Below are 17,398 nucleotides of genomic sequence, written 5' to 3'. Positions count from 1 at the left end.
CCCCTTCACTCTGTTCAGGGTCAGGATGACAACCTTGCACAGAGATTTGCCCTCGCTTACCGAGGCGCGGAGATTTTTCTGAATCTATAGACCGACCGGTCTACTCTTATGAGATGTGCCGCCCCGAAGGGCGCCATTCGAAAAGGAGACATATCATGTCCAATCAAGCCAGCAAAGGCACTGCCCTCATCACCGGCGCTTCTACGGGAATCGGCGCGGTCTATGCCGACCGACTCGCGAAACGCGGGTACGACCTCATCCTCGTGGCACGCAGCCAGGACAAGCTTAACGATGTCGCGAAGCAAGTCCAGTCCGCGACGGGCCGCAAGGTCGAGACCGTGCAGGCAGACCTCACCATTCCGGCTGACGTGAAACGCGTTGCCGATCGCCTTGCCACTGACAGCTCCATCACTGCGCTGGTGAACAATGCCGGCATTGCGGCGGCGGGCAAGCTGCTCGAGTCCGACCCAAACTATCTCGACCAGATGATCCAGCTCAATGTCACAGCACTTACGCGGCTTGCATACGCTGCCGCTTCCAGTTTTGCAGCGCGCGGGAACGGTCTGATCATCAACATCGGCTCGATTGTGGCGCTTGCTCCGGAGCTGCTGAACGGTACTTACAGCGGCACCAAGGCCTATGTGCAGAACTTCAGCATCTCGCTCAAGAATGAGCTGGCAGACAAGGGAGTAACGGTACAGGTGGTGCTGCCTGGGGCGACGGCAACTCCGCTGTGGGGCAAGGCCGGCGTGCCCATCCATAACCTTCCTGCAGAGTGGGTGATGACCACGGAGGACATGGTCGACGCCTCGCTGGCGGGCCTCGATCAGGGCGAATTTGCCACCATTCCGGCGCTGCCCAATGCCGCGGACTTCGAGGCATATGAAAAGGCGCGTCTCGCGCTTGCTCCAAACCTCTCGCACAAGAACCCGGCCGCCCGTTATGGCGTGGGCCTGGAGAAGTAAATCGAGCCGGTAGGATAAAGATGCTGGCCTCCGCGCAAGTGCGCGGGGGCCGCGCATTTCTCTCACCAGAAAGCGAACTGTGTCATGCCATTGAAAGCAGATCTCACCCCGAAGGCCGGGCTCGACACGAGGTCAGCACCACTGTCGACGCGCGATCACCTTGTCGAGGTAGGCCTCGAGCTGATGCGCAGGCACGGCTACGGCGCTACCGGTTTGCAGGAGATTCTGCAGACGGCTGGTGTGCCCAAGGGCTCGTTCTATCACCACTTCGGCAGCAAGGAGGAGTTCACCGCCACGGTGCTCGAACGCTACCTGGCACTCGCAGGGGAGCACTGCCGGGAGGTACTCGGCAACACACGGCAAGCGCCGCTCAAGCGGCTGCGGCGCTACTTCGAAGACCTGATCCGAATGGCCGGGCAGTCGGCGCCTATCCCAGGCTGCCTGATCGGCAGCCTCAGCCTAGAGGTCGCCGGCACGAGCCCGCTTCTGCAAGGCTGTCTCAGCTCCAGCTTCACGCACTGGCAGACTTCCATCACCGAGGCGCTGCGCGAAGCCGTGGAGAAAGGCGACCTGCCAGAGTCCACCAGGCCCGAGGCACTCGCCGGCTTCATTCTCAATTGCTGGGAAGGAGCCTTGCTCCGCTCTCAGGCAGACAAGAGCGATGCCCCGCTAAAAGACTTCCTGTACTACATATTTGAGAAGCTGCTGGTGAAGTAAACGACTGGACTTCAGCAAAGATGTCGCGACCGGCGAGCGAGGCTGCTTGCCGGACCATCATCACGCTGCTGAAAGGGAATTCCGGACAGACGCTCCACGTGTTTTCGGAAGAAGAAATCCAACCGCAATCAACCATATAAATCCTGGAAAACGGACGAGCGGAATCAGAAACAGGAGCCGGGGAAAGGCGAGATGCAGCCAGCTGATCTCGCCGGCCGCGGCCAGGACCAGGCCGAGGACGATGACCCATTTAGGAAGCAGGCGCATGAATGCCGCGGTCACGGAAACGCCGGCCATCAGCAGGCCCATCGGTACCGAAAAGCCGGGGCCGCCGAGACCGTAGCCCAGATAATAGAGCGCCAGCACAAGATTGGGCTCGTGGAGGACGTCGGGGTGCAGCATCGTCCACATCGCCATGCTCCCGGCAAAGGCATCGGCGACCACGAGAAAACCACCGAGCAAGGCGATGTAAGTTCCAGCTGCCCGCGCGCCAAGAAAATGCAGCCGGCTCACTACCGCAGCGGTGAAGATTCCCAGACAGACCATGGCGCTGAACTGCAGCACGATGCAGAAAAGGACGCGCCCGCCGTAGTTCTGGAAGTAGGGGATGATTACCGAAGCGGGCTCCCATGGGCCGGGCCAATAGGGCTGCTTGTACATAGCAGTCACAGGGTACAAACCCAGGCAAAAGAAAAAAGTGTAGAGAACCGCCAGCATTCCAGGATGGGGACCTTTGTGGACGGGCGCTGAAGAAGGGACATTCATGCGTGGATCCTTTCCGCCGCGATCATGGCTATTAAGGACAAGCTAAATATTAGATTTACATATTGTCAAATAAAATTATGGACGTAATCTTTCTTCATGGCCACAAACAGCACCAGCGGTCCCAGGCGCCCCTACGAACTTGGTAAGCGACTGGAATCGATGGACCAGACCCGCGCTGCCGTTTTGCGAGTTGCGAGAGAGCAACTCGAGTCGAGAGGCTATCGGCGGATGACGATGGGATCGCTGGCTGCGGATAGTGGAGTCACGCGACAGACCATCCACAACCTCTTTGGAACCAAATCGGCCGTTCTGGAAGCACTGTTCGACGTAATTGCACTGGATGGAGGCATGGAAAGAATGCGGGAAGTCATGACGCAGCCTTCACCGGAGGCCATGCTTCAGGGATACGTGGAGGTCTTCTGCCGATTCTGGGCCAGCAATCGTCTCCTTATCCGGCGCATTCACGGAATTGGCGCCATTGATCCCGAGTTTGAGGCAGTGATCCAGGCGCGCAATCATCGAAGGTTTACGGCGGCGCTGAGGATTGCCAGACAGATCAGTGCGGGCAAGGATGCTCCAGAAAGAATCCAGGAGCGAGCGGCCGCACTGACCGCGCTCACATCCTTCGAGTTCTTCGATGCAATTGTGGAAAACCTACCAGATGAGGAGCGGGCCGTCAGCATTGTCCTTGATATGGCGCGAATGCTGTTTGCCATTTCACCGGAGTGAACAAGACCGCATTCTTCATCATCGATTCGATCTTCGAATGCGTTTGCAACTTAGCGCCAGCCGAGAGCCGGGGCAACCGTAGTCAGAATTGCTTCCATAACATGCGCATTGTAGGCAACGCCCAGCTGGTTCGGGACGGTCAGCAGTAAAGTATCGGCCTCTGCGATTGCTTCGTCTTTCTTAAGCTGCTCGATGAGGGGACCCGGCTCAGCAGCATAGCCACGGCCGAAGATTGCCCGCGTGGATGCATCAATGAAACCGATCTTGTCTTCTTCCTCGCCTCCTCGTCCGAAATAAGCACGATCACGGTCGTCGATCAGCGGGAAGATGCTGCGGCTGACGGAAGTGCGCGGAGTGCGAGCGTGGCCAGCCTCCTTCCAGGCTGCGCGATAGGCGCGAATCTGAGCGGCCTGCTGGATGTGGAATGGCTCGCCGGTCTCGTCGTCTTTGAGGGTCGAGGACTGCAGGTTCATTCCGAGTTTTGCTGCCCAGACGGCTGTTGCATTGGAACCTGCTCCCCACCAGATACGATCGCGCAATCCTTCAGAGTACGGCTCGAGACGCAGCAGCCCTGGGGGATTGGAAAACATCGGACGCGGATTCGGCTGAGCAAAACCCTTGCCGTTCAGCAGCTCGAGAAATTCTTTGGCGTGCCGCCGGCCCATGACCGCATCCGTCTCGCCTTCCGCCGGGCGATAACCAAAATAGCGCCAGCCATCGATCACCTGCTCGGGCGAACCGCGGCTGATTCCCAACTGCAGGCGACCGCCGGCGATGAGATCCGCAGCGCCGGCGTCCTCTGCCATATAGTGAGGGTTCTCATACCGCATGTCGATGACTGCGGTGCCGATTTCGATCTTTTGCGTCCTGGCACCGACCGCCGCAAGAAGCGGAAACGGTGATGCCAGTTGCCGCGCGAAGTGATGCACACGGAAGTAGGCTCCGTCCATGCCCAGGCGCTCGGCCTCGACGGCAAGATCGATGGACTGCAGGAGCGTATCCGCCGCCGACTGCGTTTGTGACTGCGGGGAAGGTGTCCAATGACCGAATGAGAGAAAGCCGATTTTCTTCATGCAGGATCAGTCTACTGTTCCGGTTCAGAGTTGTATTGGATCTCCTGGGAGAACCAGTCGCGTCTTGCCAATCCAGAAAACAGGCGGCTACTTCTTCAGTAAACCGAGACGGACGAGGCTTTCGCCTGCAGTGAGGGTGGCTTCTTCGTTGGACCGAGGTGTCCATCCCAGGATGCGTTTGGCCTTTTCGTTCGATACGTACTTCTTCTTGCCAAGCTCGGGCAGGATCTGTCTCAGGTCTGGAACAAAAATGGCGAATGCTCGCACGAGCCAGTCAGGCATCTCGCGAGTGGGAGCATGGCGGGCAGCAGCACCTAGGTGTTTTTTCAAAACCAGTGCAACATCAAGGAGCGAGACAACCTCGCCAGCGACAGCCAGGAACCTCTCTCCCCTGGCAAGCGGGCTGGTCATTGCCCGAAGATGCAAGTCGGCTACATCCCGGACATCGACGACGCCAAAGATTATGCGCGGACAGAACGGCGTCACTCCATTCAGGAGCTGCTGAATGAGGTAGATGGAGGTTGAGAAGTCAGGTCCGAGAGCCGGCCCGAAGATGCCGACCGGATTGACTACGGAGAGCTCGAGGTTACCGCCTTCGCGACTGATGAACTCCCATGCGGCGCGTTCAGCCAGCGTCTTGGACTTGCCGTAGGCGCTCACGTCAGGGTCGTTGACATTGGTCCATGCGGTTTCGTCGAAGGGAGCTGTCTGCGGCGGATGTCCATAGCCGATCGCAGCAAAGGAAGAGGTGAGGACTACCCGTTCAACTCCGGCTTCACGGGCAGCCCGCAGGACACGCAACGTCCCTTCGCGGGCAGGCAGAATGAGTTCGTCCTCATGTTTCGGCCTGGACGATGGAAAAGGCGATGCGACGTGTTGGACATAGCGGCATCCGGCAACAGCCTCAGGCCAAGCCGCATCCTGCATGAGATCAGCAGCAACGAAAGTGAGCGCTTCCTGACGTGGCGTGCCAGCATTTTTCAACATGGCGCGAACATCCCCTTCCCGCTGGAGCGATCGCACGGTCGTACGCACACGATATCCGGCGCGGAGAAGTTGATCGATGCAATAAATTCCGACAAAACCAGAGCCACCGGTGACGAGAACAAGGTCTTCACTCATGCAAAGAGTATATACTTAGACCGAACGTTCATTCTAATTTAGCCTTTCACTATCTCCCAGGCACTTTCGGCAATCTCATGCAACAGAGGCGAGCTGAGTTTTTTCGGCTGGCTGGCCAGTCGCATGACAAGGCCAATGGTCATCTCCTCAAGCACATCGTCAGGCCAGTCTTTCAACACACCACCATGCGATGCGCTGGAGAAGCGCTTAGCAAAGGCGATTGCCCGCTTATCTGCGGACACATGTTCGGGGGTACACGTGAAGCCGGCATGCTTATATTGCTCATAAAAACGCATCTCCCGCTGATGTTTGCGGTAGAAGGCGTACACACTGATGAATACCTGAACGAAGACCTGGCCGGGATCGCGATCAGGATCGAAATCGGCAAGAAAGGCCTCACTCTTGAGGGAGCGAATACGCTCGTAGAGGGCCTGTATGATCTCTTCTTTACTGGAAAAATAGTGATAGATAACCCCGGCACTGGCTCCGGAGCGCTGGGCGATCAAAGACATGGGCGCGTCATGAAACCCGCGCTCGACAACGATATCCAGCATTGCGTCGAGAATCGCGTCGCGTTTGGATGGCTTCGATTTCGGGACCATGCTCGTATTCTTCCATGCTGATGTTCTCCGCATCAAAAGCCCGGCCACGGGTCGGCAGCCTATTTCTGATTTTCGACGAGAGCAGCTTCATCACTGGCATCGACCTGCCAGTGGATGGCGGCACCACCTCCAGGTAATCCTGGCGATGCACCAGGCCTGCTCTTGTTTATCCAGCCGGGTGCATCGCCTTATACCAGATCATTACCACCGGGTACTGTCGTCTTTGGGAACCAGGAATGTCAGTTGGCTTGGAACGCCATTGACCGTCGCTCCTGCATGGCTGTAGGAGGGTGAATGCGTAAGGAAATCGGCAGGAAAGTTGAGCACTGGTTTGGATACTTCGTTGAGGGATGCAATCTGCTCGGGCGTGAGTGTGAGATCGAGCGCCTTAAGGTTTGCGTCAAGTTGTTCCATCGTGCGGGCGCCGATGATTGTAGAGCGCACACCCGATTGGGATTTGAGCCAGGCAAGCGCCACGGAAGAAGAAGTGGTGTTGCACTCTGCAGCAACCTTTGCGACCGCATCGATAATGTCGTACTGCTTTTCTGTCAGGCCGCCGATCCGCGTACCTCGCAGTCCCTGCATCTTTGCACCATTAGCTCGCGTGTATTTGCCCGATAGAGCACCGCCCTTCAACGGGCCCCAGGGCAAGACGCCGAGGCCGAGCTCTTCTGCCATGGGAACCAGCTCTCCTTCGACTGTCCGCTCCATCAACGAATACTCGATCTGCAGCGCAATGAGAGGATTCCAGCCGCGGAAGTGAGCTGTCACCTGCGCCTGTGCAACCTTCCACGCCGGAGCATCGGAGATGCCGATGTAACGCACCTTGCCGGATCTGACGAGATCGTCCAGCGCGCTCATTGTCTCCTCAATAGGAGTGAAGCGGTCCCAGTTGTGGAGATAGTAGAGATCGATGTAGTCGGTCTGCAGGCGTCGCAGCGACTCCTCGCACTGCGCAACGATTGCCTTTCTTCCTCCGCCGCCTCCGTTCGGATCTCCGGCGAAGAGGTTACAGAAGAACTTAGTCGCGATCACTACACGGTCACGCTTGCCCAATCCCTGCTGAAAAAAGTCGCCGATGATCTTTTCGGAGTGTCCACCGGTGTAGACATTCGCTGTATCGATGAAGTTCCCGCCCTGTTCCAGATAGTGCGCGAGGATCGCTTCGGAATCCGCAACACTCGCGCCGAAGCCCCCACCGAGGTCTTCTCCAAAGGTCATGGCTCCAAGGCAGAAAGGACTAACGCGAAGACCGGAGCGGCCCAGGGTCACGTACGAGTTCAATGGCATGGATATTCTCTCCTTTGATGATTGGAGTCTTCCGGCCATGCATCCGCTTCAGGCATTGTTGATTTGAATTGAGTGAACTTTGAGCATCAATTCACGCGCACAAGAACGCACGTGACATCGTCGTGCTGAGGCGCATTTCCGACGAACCGATCCAGATCGGCAAGAATGCTGTTTAACAGCATGGACGGGGCCAGCATGACGCCTGAATGCAACATGGTGATGAAACGTACTTCTCCATACTCCTGCTGCAAAGTATTTTCCGCCTCGATTACTCCATCGGTAAAAATCGCCAGCCAGTCGCCTTCTTCGAGAGTGAGCTCGCCCGATTGATAAAGTGCGGTCTCCATGATGCCGAAGGGCATGCCTCCTGCTTCCAGTCTTTCGATTGAGCCTGATTTGCGGCGCAGTATCGGATTATTATGTCCGGCATTAATGTATGTCAGACGGCGCGATGCGGCTTCATATTCTGCGATGAATCCGGTGGTGAACCGGCGCCCCTTCTGACTATTGCTGCAGGCGTAACGATTCATTCGCGCGGCCAGCTCAGTTAAAGAACAGGGCGTGCTGCTGAGAGTTTTCAGGCTTGCCTGGAAGGTTGCCATAAGCATGGCTGCCGGAACGCTCTTGCCGGCGACATCGGCGACAGCGAAAAGGAACGTGGGATTTTCTGAGCCATCAGGCTGACGCGCAAAAACGTCGTAGTAGTCTCCGGCCACGGTGTTGGCTGGAAGCGTGGCGAATGCGATCTCCAGGCCCGGTATATGGGGCGGCTCTGAGGGAAGGAGCCAGGCTTGAATCTCTTTTGCGATCTGAAGGTCCCGCTTCATGACGACCCGGTCCGCAACTTCCAGAATGAGCAGTGCGAACATGAGCAGTCCGCCATAGAAATGAAAATCGAAAGCAAAGATCTTCACTTCGTGCGTCCTGGTGGTCCAGGTCCATTCGCCTCCGGGAATGATGATCAGCACTAATGCGACAAGCAGTAAGACACGGCGGGCAGGCGTCAGCTTTTCAATAATTGCCCAGAAGAACTGGCTCGCCACGCGAAAAAAATGAGTGGTGTGCGGGATTCCTTCTGACCGTGTGGCATCGACTTCCTGGGAATACAGCTGATAGCTGGAATGGGCGTCTCTTCGGAACTGGGACCAGAGCTGGCTCAGCTCCATCCCTTCGGTAACTCTGCGCCAGAATTGCTCGACCTGCTGTTTGAATGGCGTTTTGCCTGCCACCTGCTGTTGCCGAATATCTGGCGTTGCCATGGGAATTAGTCTACTGCCATCTTGCACAGAGAAGCTTGTTTCTGGAAATGGTGGGAGCTGTCCAAAAGGCCCGGCGTCCCTATCTTTTTCGAAGGCCTGCGCCTGGATATGAGCATTGACGATTCAATACGTACGAGCGTATTGTAATTCTCATGAAGCCCTCCCTTCGCGAAGACATTCTCAAAGCCGGCCTCAAGGTGATGTTTCAGGCCGGGTACCAGGGAGCCACGGTGCGCGATATTTGCAAAGCGGCCGGTGCTCCGCATGGATCGTTTACGAATCACTTCCGATCGAAGGAGAAGTTTGCCCGAGAGGTGCTCGACCGCTATTTTGCAGGCACCAAGCAGCATGTCAAAAAGGCATTGGAGGACAAGTCGTTGCCTCCGCGACAGCGGCTGATGCGGTATCTGGACATTATCAGCGGCGTGCTTAAAGACGACCAATGGAAGCGCGGCTGCCTGATTGGCGATTTCAGTCTTGAGACTGTTTCGCAGAGCAGGCTGCTGAGGCAGAGGCTGGAGGCGATCTTTGCGGAGTGGAGAGCTCCGTTTGCCGAGTGCATTGCCGAAGCCCAGGCTATCGGCGAAATTGATTCGACTTTTGATCCAGTGGATCTTGCTGAATTTCTCCTCTCTTCCTGGGAGGGCGCCATTCTCCGCATGAAGGTTGAGCGCGGGCCGGCTGCGCTCGAACGCTTCAAGACGATAGCCTTTCAAACCGTATTCAAGGAGATGAAATGACCGTCCTCTCAGATGTTCGATTGCCGCAAGTCAGTGTTCTGGATTCCACGATGGCTTACCGGGAAGCGGGAAACAGCGATGCTCCGGTAGCGCTTTTTCTGCACGGGAACCCGACCTCGTCGTATATATGGCGGAAGATTCTTCCGCTGGTTTCTCCGGTAGCGCACTGCATCGCGCCCGATCTGATTGGGTTCGGCCAGTCGGGCAAACCTGATATTGAGTATCGCTTTACCGATCATGTGCGGTATCTCGATGCGTTTCTAGAGCAGGCCGGTATCACGTCAGCATTTGTGATTGCACAGGACTGGGGATCAGGACTGGCCTTTCATCTGGCGGCACGCAGGCCGGAGTTCATTCACGGGCTGGCCTTCATGGAGTTCATCCGGCCGATGCCTACGTGGAATGACTTTCATCCGGACCAGATCGAGACCTTCCAGAAATTCAGGACGCCGGGTGTGGGCGAGGAGATGATTCTCGAGGGCAACGCATTTGTGGATGGCGTGCTTCCCGCGGCGACTGTGCGGAAACTGACGGATGAGGAGATGGCTGTTTATCGAGCTCCCTTCCCCACTGCTGGGTCGCGGCGGCCTACGTGGCGGTTTCCGAATGAGCTGCCGATTGCGGGCGAGCCGGCGGATGTGTATGCAACGATCGAAGAGGCGCATCGCGCTCTGGCTGAGTCGTCTTATCCGAAGCTGTTGTTTGTGGGGAATCCGGGTGCGCTGATATCGCCGGCGTTTGCTGAGAGCTTTGCACAGGGACTCAAAAATTGCAGAGTGATTGAGCTCAGCTCCGGACTGCACTATCTGCAGGAAGACCATCCTGACGTGATCGGCTCGAACATTAAAGAGTGGCTGGTTGAATTGGGGATTGAGTCGAGTCCGAGACAGAAGCTGGCGTTGTAGCTATCCGAGCAGGCATACGGGTGTCCGGAATGCCTAGCTCTTCTGGCAGTTCGGACACCAGTAGACTGTGCGTCCGGCCATCTCTTCGCGCTCAATCTTTGTGCCGCAAACGAAGCATGGCTTGCCGTGGCGGCGGTAGACATAGTGCAGCTCTTCTTCGGGCACCGGCTTGTGGTTTTTGTGGGGACGGTCTTTGGATCGGGTCGTCACGTAGCGCGTGTTCTTTACACCTTCGCCGAGAAGCTTCTTTGCGTCCTTCCAGATGGCTTTCAACTCTGCTAGGCTCACGTTTTTTCCAGGACGCCACGGATGGATGCGTGCGCGATAGAGAAGCTCGGCGCGATAGATATTGCCTATACCGGAAAAGATGGACTGGTCCATCAGCAGAGCACCGATGGGAGTGTTGCGCTTCAGGATTTTTTCGAAGGCCGGAGCAGGATCGGCGCCGGGATGAAGCGGATCGGGGCCGAGGCGCTTCAGCAGCGACTCCCATTTGGCGTGCGAGAAGATGGAGGTATCGGTGCCGCCGCGCAGCTCTATCCAGTCAATCTTTGTGTAGATTCGCAGACGAAGCGCGCCCTTCACTTCAGGAAGAGGCATTTTGCCTTCGCGGAAATCTCCATACATACCGAGGTGAATGTGGAGAACCAGGTCGCGTCCGAAGTTGTAGCCGAGGTGCTTGCCGACTGCTTCTACGCCGATCAGTTTACGTTGATTGAGAATGTCTGCATCGGGGAAGCCGCCGTTGGGAGAATCCACGCGCACGCGCTTGCCGGCGAAGGCCGCAGCATGGTGCTGGGCGAAGCGGTGGATTTCGTTTCCTTCGGGCATTGGGTATCAGGCGGTCCGTTTCAATTCGCCGGTTTTGGGATCGCGCGGAGCTGGCCTTACTTCAGCACGAATACGCTTCAACAGGCTTTTGGCGATACTCAACTCATAGGACTTCTGCATGTTCAACCAGAAATCCGGCGTCGTTCCAAAATATTGACTCAAGCGCAGGGCTGTATCGGTGGTAATGCCGCGCTTTTCACGAACAATCTCCGAAATCCGCGTAACAGGAACCCGCAGAGCAAGGGAAAGTGCGTTTGCAGAAAGGCCCAGCGGCTTCATGAAATCTTCACGCAGAAATTCTCCAGGATGAATGGGGACGCCGTAGTCAAAAGGGTTGCGCTGAATCGCCATTGATCTCTCCTTAGTGGTAATCCACTACTTCCACATCCCAGGCATCTCCATCTTCCCATCGAAAACATACCCGGTATTGATCGTTCACACGAACACTGTACAGTCCTTCACGGTCTCCGTGCAGTTTTTCCAGATGATTGCCAGGTGGATTTCTCAGGTCTTCAAGCTTTCTTGCAAAGTCAACAACTTGAATTTTTCGCACTGCTACGCGCGCTACATTGCCAAATTTCCTGCTGCGACCAGTGAGATAAAGCTGCCTGGTTTCTTCATCAGCAAATGACCGAATCACGCTTTAGCGTAGCACGTTTAACGTTAAACAGAATAGCAAGAAAACAACGGGGAGTAGCCTGACATGCATTGCTGAGGTTTCATTGTATGGATTCTTCCTCCTGTTAGTCGTCAGAATGACGGCCAGGGGAGCCGATGGCAATCGTACCTGGATGCGAAACCTGACTTAATGCCTTTTCGATGCTCAAGGATCCGATTGTCGAGATTGCTTGTGACCCCGGTATAAAGCGTACCCGCTCGACCTACCAGGATGTCGACCCAGCCTCGTTTCATGGAGTCATGATGAAGTACGCTGTCATTCTTAGCCAGAAAAGAATTCATCTATATCGACTTGCCACGGCACCAAAGTTTTCTGGAATAGAGTATTGCCTGAAAAATGCCCACTTTAATGGCATCATTTGCTTCGCATGGATTCTTCCTCCCGTTGGTCGTCAGAATGACGACCCGGGGAAGAGAGAAAGATTAGGGATGGGGGCTTAGTTCCAGATCATTTTTGCTGGGATGGCTTCGATTCTGCAGAACATGTCCGGGGCTACTCGATCCATCTGCGCCTTGAATTTTTCTGCTTCTTCGCGCGTGTCGAACACCAGAGTGGTATACACCTGTCCTGCCCGCAACTGTTCGCATTTCCAAAGGGTGTCAGTCATAGTTCAAGTACTCCAGTCTCTACTTCTATAAACACGAGGGGCGCGTCAACGTTTCGTTTGAGCGCGCCCCTTTTCTTGCTATCGAGCTTCAACGCCTGTTATTTTTTATCGTCAACGTCCACATATTCCGCGTCGATGACGCCTTCGTCTTTCTTCTCTTCCGTTGCCCCTGCGGCGGCCTGTGCTCCATCGGTTGGAGCGTCGGCTGTTGCGCCTGCGGAGTTGGCCTTGTACATGGCTTCGGCCAGCTTGTGCGAAGCCGCGGTCAGTTTCTCCCGAGCTCCGTTCAGATCGCTCACCGAAGGCGTGCCTTCGAGCGTCTTCTTGGCCTCGGCCAGTGCCGACTCAACATCGCTCTTGTCGCTGCCGGAAACCTTGTCGCCGCTCTCCTTGAGCATCTTCTCGATGTTGTAGACCAGATTGTCGAGACCGTTGCGCGCTTCAATTTCTTCGCGCTTCGCCTTGTCCTCGGACGAGTGCGACTCGGCTTCCTTCGCCATGCGCTCGATTTCCTCTTTGCTCAGACCCGAAGACGACGTGATGGTGATCTTCTGGTCCTTGCCCGTGGCGTTGTCCTTCGCGGTCACGTTCAGGATGCCGTTGGCATCGATATCGAACGTCACCTCGATCTGCGGAACGCCGCGCGGAGCCGGAGGAATGCCGCTCAGCTTGAACTTGCCCAGCGTGCGGTTCTGCGCCGCCATCGGGCGCTCGCCCTGCAGCACGTGCACTTCGACTTCGGTCTGTGAATCGGCAGCCGTCGAGAAGGTTTCCGTCTTCTTCGTCGGAATGGTGGTGTTGCGCGGAATCATCGGGGTCGCTACGCCGCCCAGCGTCTCAATCGAGAGCGTCAGCGGAGTTACATCGAGCAGCAGAAGGTCTTTCACTTCGCCCGAGAGCACGCCTGCCTGCACTGCAGCGCCAATAGCAACTACTTCGTCAGGATTTACGCCCTTGTGCGGCTCTTTGCCGAAGAGCTCCTTCACCAGCGCCTGGATGCGCGGCATGCGCGTCTGTCCGCCGACGAGGACGACTTCGTCGATCTTGCTTGCATCGACGCCTGCATCAGACATTGCCTTTTTGCACGGCTCAATCGAGCGCTGGATAATGTCTTCGACCAGCTGCTCGAGCTTGGCGCGCGTCAGCTTCTTGACCAGGTGCTTCGGGCCGCTTGCGTCTGCCGTGATGAAGGGCAGGTTGATTTCGGTTTCAAGTGCGGTCGAAAGCTCGATCTTGGCGCGCTCTGCGGAATCCTTCAGACGCTGCAGGGCCATCTCGTTGCCCTTCGAGCGCAGGTCGAGGCCTTCGTCCTTCTTGAACTCGTCGATCAACCAGTCAACGATTTTCTGGTCGATGTTGTCACCGCCCAGGTGGGTGTCGCCGTTGGTCGACTTTACCTCGATGACGCCTTCGCCGACTTCGAGGATCGAGATATCAAAAGTACCGCCGCCGAAGTCATAGACAGCGATGGTCTCGTCTTTCTTCTTGTCGAGTCCATAGGCCAGAGCTGCAGCTGTCGGCTCGTTCACGATGCGCTTTACGTCGAGGCCAGCAATGCGGCCAGCATCTTTTGTTGCCTGGCGCTGCGCGTCGTTAAAGTACGCAGGAACGGTGATGACGGCTTCGGACACCGAAGTGCCGAGGTAGTCTTCTGCTGCCTTCTTCAGCTTCTGCAGGATCATCGCCGAAATCTCAGGCGGGGTGTACAGCTTACCCTGCGCCTCGACGGCCACGTGATCACCCTGCTGGACGACTTTGTAGGGAACCATCTTCATTTCGTCGTTGACTTCGTTGTAACGGCGCCCCATGAAGCGCTTGATGGAGTAAACGGTGTTCTCAGGGTTGGTGATAGCCTGGCGCTTCGCCACCTGCCCCACCAGGCGCTCGCCGCTCTTGGTGAAACCCACAACGGAAGGCGTAGTACGCCCTCCCTCTTCGTTGGCGATCACCTTCGGCTCGCCGCCTTCCATGACGGCAACGACGGAGTTCGTCGTGCCCAGGTCAATTCCAATAATTTTTGCCATAAAATTGTGCCCCACTGCCTATGCTGGCTTGAGTATATAGACTCAGCTTCGCACTTGAGTCATTTATTGTCAACTTATCTGATGCAATAATTCTCAGCCGGGATGCAAGACAGTGGATGGCAGCGTAACCTTATGATTCAGATATAGTTATTATCTCCTTTACCTTTGCGGCCTGCGCCCGGATGCGGTACATCTCTTCAGGAATGGTCGCCAGCGTTGATCTGTCCAGCCGTGGCGCTAATCCATAGAACTGCTGAAAGCTCATGATGAGCGGGCGCCACTTGTCGGGGTCGATGCGGTTTGTTATGCCCTCCAGCTGAATGCGGTCATCGATGTGGACGCGCGTGATGCGGACTTCCAGGCCCACCAGAGAGCCCCGGCGCTGCTCGTCGTCTTCTTCGAGCGGGTGCACTTTTTCAAGCTTCGCTTCAAGCTGCACCGGGCATTCGAGCGCCCGCGGCGGGGCTACTGTTTCCGATTCGACCGGGGTAAAGTCCGAGATGCCGAACTTGTCCGGCTCATAGCGATAGCCCTTTTCGAACTTGTGCGGAGGCACGGGGTTTGAGCCGGTGGTCAGGGCGAGCCGGTCGACCATCGCGACCAGGTCTTCTGATGGCAGATTCAGGACGCACTCGCCGGTGCGGATGATGTTCTGCGGCGTCTTAGAGCGCGCTCCCAGCCCGAGCATGCATCGGCGGCCAAGCCACCACGCAGAGGACATGGGCGCGAGATTGGCCGAGCCATCCTCATTCAAGCTGCTGAGCAAAACAACCGGTGTACCGAAATACAGAATCGCTGGATCTATGGTGCGTAGCATCAGGTTTTTCCTCTGATGCTGACCATAGAGAACCGCAGCCACGCGCACTATCCGCATCTTGCTCTCAAAGTAAAAATGCGCAGGCATTTTCTTTCTATGAGCTCCGCTTCCAAAGCTAGAATGATGGCTATGAGCACGATCCTCGCAATCCCGAAACTGCCCAGCAATATTGTGCTGGAGCCCCCTCTGACCGATGAGGAGTTCGAGGAGATGTGCGCCGCTAACGAGCTGGTGAAACTTGAGCGGACGAAGGAAGGCAAGATTATCGTCAATCCACCTACGGGCGGTGACAGCAGCAGCGGCAATGCGGAAATCACTTATCAATTGAGGGCCTGGTGGAAACAGCACCGGAAAGGAAAGGTCTTCGACTCCAATGGAGCGTTCTTTCTTCCGGATGGCTCTTCCCTCAGCCCGGATGGAGCTTACGCGACCGCGGAACAGGTCAAAGGCCTTTCCAGCGAAGACCGCAAACATTTCCTGCATCTTACGCCTGCGTTTGTGATTGAGCTTCTGTCTGCTTCCGACAACCTCTCAAAAGCAAAAGAAAAAATGGAGTCGTGGCTGGCCAACGGCGCGAGGCTGGGCTGGCTGATCGATCCTTATCAGCGAAACGTCTGGATCTACGAGGCGGGGAAGTCTCCGCGCCTCGAAACCGGCGACCAGGCAGCAAGCTCCGGGCCAATTGAAGGCTTTGTTCTTGACCTGACGGCTGTCTGGAGTGAGTTCGAGGATTGAGATCTTATTAGGAGCCTGTTCCCTCTCAGCAGTAAATTCTGTCTCGCCCCCTCTGTTTGTTGGAAATGGTTGACTCCATGCAAATGCGGATGCGATGGTCGTAATGAATGGAACGCAAGCCAACCATGAACGACGTCGCGCGCGTCGCCGGCGTCGGAACCATGACCGTATCGCGCGTCCTGAATGGATCCGCCAATGTTTCTGAAGCAACGGCCAAGCGCGTCTATCGCGCGATTGAGAAGCTTGGCTACCGGCCCAATGAAATGGCGCGCGCGCTGCGCAGCCTCAAATCGCGCACCATTGGACTGATTGTTCCCTATCTCTACGATCCTTTTTTCGCTACCTGCGCGCATGCAGTCAATACCGTGGCGCGCGAGCATGGATACTCGGTCACGCTGACGACGTCAAACAACGACGCGGCGGCTGAGTTCAACGAAGCACAGTCGATGGTGCAGCGCCATGTCGAGGGGTTGCTGATTATTCCTGCCGATATCCGCAGATCGCACATCAACCAATCGGAGTTCAATGGCACGCACATCGTGACGCTCGACCGGCCTGTTCACGACGATCGCATCGACTCGGTGCAGGTGCAGAACCAGAGCGGCGCCAGGCGCGCCGTGCAGCACCTTATCGAGCAGCACGGGCACAAGCGTATTGTCTTTCTCGGGTACAACAAGAACCTTTACACCGTGCGGGCGCGCTTTGAGGGCTATCGCCGTGCCATGCAGGAGGCCGGCCTTGAGCCTGAGGCGAGCTTTGACTGCTCGTCCGATGAGACGACTGCCGAGATCATCGCCGGAGAGCTCGAAGGCAAGAATCCGGCGACGGCGTTTTTTACCGCCAATAACGTGACCACGCGCTATGCGCTCCATGCTTTGATCGAGAGAGGCATCCGCGTGCCGGAAGAGGTGGCACTGGTCGGCTTCGACGACTTCGAGCTGGCTGACATCCTGCATCCCACGCTAACGGTCGTGCGCCAGCCGGCATCCGAGCTGGGCCGCGTGGCCGCGAACCTGCTCTTTGACCGCATCAAACGCGGGGAGTTTCCCCAGGAGGGCAACCGCGTCGTGCTGCCAGTGGAGCTGGTGGTTCGGCGCTCGTGCGGCTGCCAGGGGCGGCAGGCGAAGGCCTGATGGCATTCGCCACTCTCGCACCCATTCAGATTTCCATTAGGTTGGCTTGACAGAAAAACCCGGGCCTGAAGGCCCTTTCTGGGTTGCGCTAATTCACCGGCCTGAAGGCCGGTGCTTCTACCGGGCCTTGCTCGCGCAAGGCTTGATGCATTGCTTTTGTATTAATGAAAGGACCAATCTCGGGCCTATCGTTACAAAACACGCGCGAGGCTTGATGCATTGCTTTTGTATTCATGAAAGGACCAATCTCGGGCCTATCGTTACAAAACACGCACAAGGCTTGATGCATTGCTTTGTATTCATGAAAGGAACCAATCTGGGACCTATCGTTACAAAAACACGCGCTAGGCTTGATGAATTGCTTTTTGCATTCATGCTTTCGATATTGACTTGCATCAACATGAA

The 17,398-nt window shown here is 56.4% G+C and carries 19 protein-coding genes; 7 read left to right on the top strand and 12 right to left on the bottom strand.

Annotation, left to right across the window (positions count from 1 at the left end; all coding sequences use genetic code 11):
* Positions 1-155: 155 nt before the first annotated feature.
* Positions 156-965 carry an SDR family NAD(P)-dependent oxidoreductase gene (locus AC5S16_RS16725; RefSeq protein WP_493931239.1) on the top strand — a complete coding sequence of 270 codons (810 nt, stop codon included), beginning with the start codon at positions 156-158 and terminating at the stop codon, positions 963-965.
* Between the two features lie 84 nt (positions 966-1,049).
* Positions 1,050-1,682, top strand: coding sequence for a TetR/AcrR family transcriptional regulator (locus tag AC5S16_RS16720; RefSeq protein ID WP_493931238.1), 633 nt, complete (start codon positions 1,050-1,052; stop codon positions 1,680-1,682).
* A 60-nt stretch (positions 1,683-1,742) separates the two neighbouring features.
* On the opposite strand, the gene AC5S16_RS16715 is transcribed toward AC5S16_RS16720, so the two are convergent.
* The gene (locus AC5S16_RS16715; RefSeq protein WP_493931237.1) at positions 1,743-2,447 is read right to left on the bottom strand and encodes a hypothetical protein; all 705 of its coding nucleotides are present in this window, start codon (positions 2,445-2,447) and stop codon (positions 1,743-1,745) included.
* 96 nt (positions 2,448-2,543) lie between these two features.
* On the opposite strand from AC5S16_RS16715, the gene AC5S16_RS16710 reads away from it, so the two are divergent.
* Entirely contained in the window at positions 2,544-3,176 is a 633-nt protein-coding gene (locus AC5S16_RS16710; RefSeq protein WP_493931236.1) for a TetR/AcrR family transcriptional regulator, read from the top strand.
* A 50-nt stretch (positions 3,177-3,226) separates the two neighbouring features.
* Here the strand turns inward: AC5S16_RS16710 and AC5S16_RS16705 are convergent, their stop codons facing one another.
* The 5 genes from AC5S16_RS16705 to AC5S16_RS16685 form a co-directional block, all read right to left on the bottom strand.
* The gene (locus AC5S16_RS16705) at positions 3,227-4,249 is read right to left on the bottom strand and encodes an LLM class flavin-dependent oxidoreductase (RefSeq protein WP_493931235.1); all 1,023 of its coding nucleotides are present in this window, start codon (positions 4,247-4,249) and stop codon (positions 3,227-3,229) included.
* 87 nt (positions 4,250-4,336) lie between these two features.
* The gene (locus AC5S16_RS16700; RefSeq protein WP_493931234.1) at positions 4,337-5,371 is read right to left on the bottom strand and encodes an SDR family oxidoreductase; all 1,035 of its coding nucleotides are present in this window, start codon (positions 5,369-5,371) and stop codon (positions 4,337-4,339) included.
* Between the two features lie 38 nt (positions 5,372-5,409).
* Complete coding sequence (locus AC5S16_RS16695; RefSeq protein WP_493931233.1) at positions 5,410-5,973, bottom strand: TetR/AcrR family transcriptional regulator; 564 nt, start codon at positions 5,971-5,973, stop codon at positions 5,410-5,412.
* 201 nt (positions 5,974-6,174) lie between these two features.
* The gene (locus AC5S16_RS16690) at positions 6,175-7,263 is read right to left on the bottom strand and encodes an aldo/keto reductase (protein WP_493931232.1); all 1,089 of its coding nucleotides are present in this window, start codon (positions 7,261-7,263) and stop codon (positions 6,175-6,177) included.
* Positions 7,264-7,349: 86 nt separating this feature from the next.
* Positions 7,350-8,522 carry a PP2C family protein-serine/threonine phosphatase gene (locus AC5S16_RS16685; protein ID WP_493931231.1) on the bottom strand — a complete coding sequence of 391 codons (1,173 nt, stop codon included), beginning with the start codon at positions 8,520-8,522 and terminating at the stop codon, positions 7,350-7,352.
* A 152-nt stretch (positions 8,523-8,674) separates the two neighbouring features.
* Here AC5S16_RS16685 and AC5S16_RS16680 point away from each other — a divergent pair, with 152 nt between their 5' ends.
* Together AC5S16_RS16680 and AC5S16_RS16675 are read left to right on the top strand one after the other, a co-directional pair.
* A complete protein-coding gene (locus AC5S16_RS16680; protein WP_493931230.1) occupies positions 8,675-9,262 on the top strand; it encodes a TetR/AcrR family transcriptional regulator in 588 nt (195 codons plus the stop codon).
* Positions 9,259-10,167 (top strand): haloalkane dehalogenase, encoded by a 909-nt coding sequence (locus tag AC5S16_RS16675; RefSeq protein WP_493931229.1) that lies wholly within the window; start codon positions 9,259-9,261, stop codon positions 10,165-10,167. Before AC5S16_RS16680 ends, AC5S16_RS16675 begins: the two co-directional genes overlap by 4 nt.
* Before the next feature lie 33 nt (positions 10,168-10,200).
* Here the strand turns inward: AC5S16_RS16675 and AC5S16_RS16670 are convergent, their stop codons facing one another.
* The 6 genes from AC5S16_RS16670 to AC5S16_RS16645 all read right to left on the bottom strand — a co-directional run bounded on the left by AC5S16_RS16670 (position 10,201) and on the right by AC5S16_RS16645 (position 15,212).
* Entirely contained in the window at positions 10,201-10,998 is a 798-nt protein-coding gene (locus tag AC5S16_RS16670) for an Fpg/Nei family DNA glycosylase (RefSeq protein ID WP_493931228.1), read from the bottom strand.
* Positions 10,999-11,004: 6 nt separating this feature from the next.
* Positions 11,005-11,349 (bottom strand): HigA family addiction module antitoxin, encoded by a 345-nt coding sequence (locus AC5S16_RS16665; RefSeq protein WP_493931227.1) that lies wholly within the window; start codon positions 11,347-11,349, stop codon positions 11,005-11,007.
* 10 nt (positions 11,350-11,359) lie between these two features.
* A complete protein-coding gene (locus AC5S16_RS16660) occupies positions 11,360-11,638 on the bottom strand; it encodes a type II toxin-antitoxin system RelE/ParE family toxin (protein WP_493931226.1) in 279 nt (92 codons plus the stop codon).
* A 475-nt stretch (positions 11,639-12,113) separates the two neighbouring features.
* A complete protein-coding gene (locus tag AC5S16_RS16655; RefSeq protein ID WP_493931225.1) occupies positions 12,114-12,284 on the bottom strand; it encodes a hypothetical protein in 171 nt (56 codons plus the stop codon).
* 98 nt (positions 12,285-12,382) lie between these two features.
* Positions 12,383-14,308 (bottom strand): molecular chaperone DnaK, encoded by a 1,926-nt coding sequence (gene dnaK / locus AC5S16_RS16650; protein WP_493931224.1) that lies wholly within the window; start codon positions 14,306-14,308, stop codon positions 12,383-12,385.
* 130 nt (positions 14,309-14,438) lie between these two features.
* Positions 14,439-15,212, bottom strand: coding sequence for a flavin reductase family protein (locus AC5S16_RS16645; protein WP_493931223.1), 774 nt, complete (start codon positions 15,210-15,212; stop codon positions 14,439-14,441).
* Between the two features lie 42 nt (positions 15,213-15,254).
* On the opposite strand from AC5S16_RS16645, the gene AC5S16_RS16640 reads away from it, so the two are divergent.
* On the top strand, positions 15,255-15,860 hold the full coding sequence (locus tag AC5S16_RS16640) for a Uma2 family endonuclease (RefSeq protein WP_493931222.1): 606 nt from the start codon (positions 15,255-15,257) through the stop codon (positions 15,858-15,860).
* Between the two features lie 125 nt (positions 15,861-15,985).
* A complete protein-coding gene (locus tag AC5S16_RS16635; protein ID WP_493931221.1) occupies positions 15,986-16,993 on the top strand; it encodes a LacI family DNA-binding transcriptional regulator in 1,008 nt (335 codons plus the stop codon).
* Positions 16,994-17,398: the final 405 nt, after the last annotated feature.

The organism is Acidobacterium sp. FHG110202_01, assembly GCF_059115305.1.
Note: the sequence above shows the minus strand (reverse complement) of the source record. Positions and strands in the feature narration are given on the sequence as shown.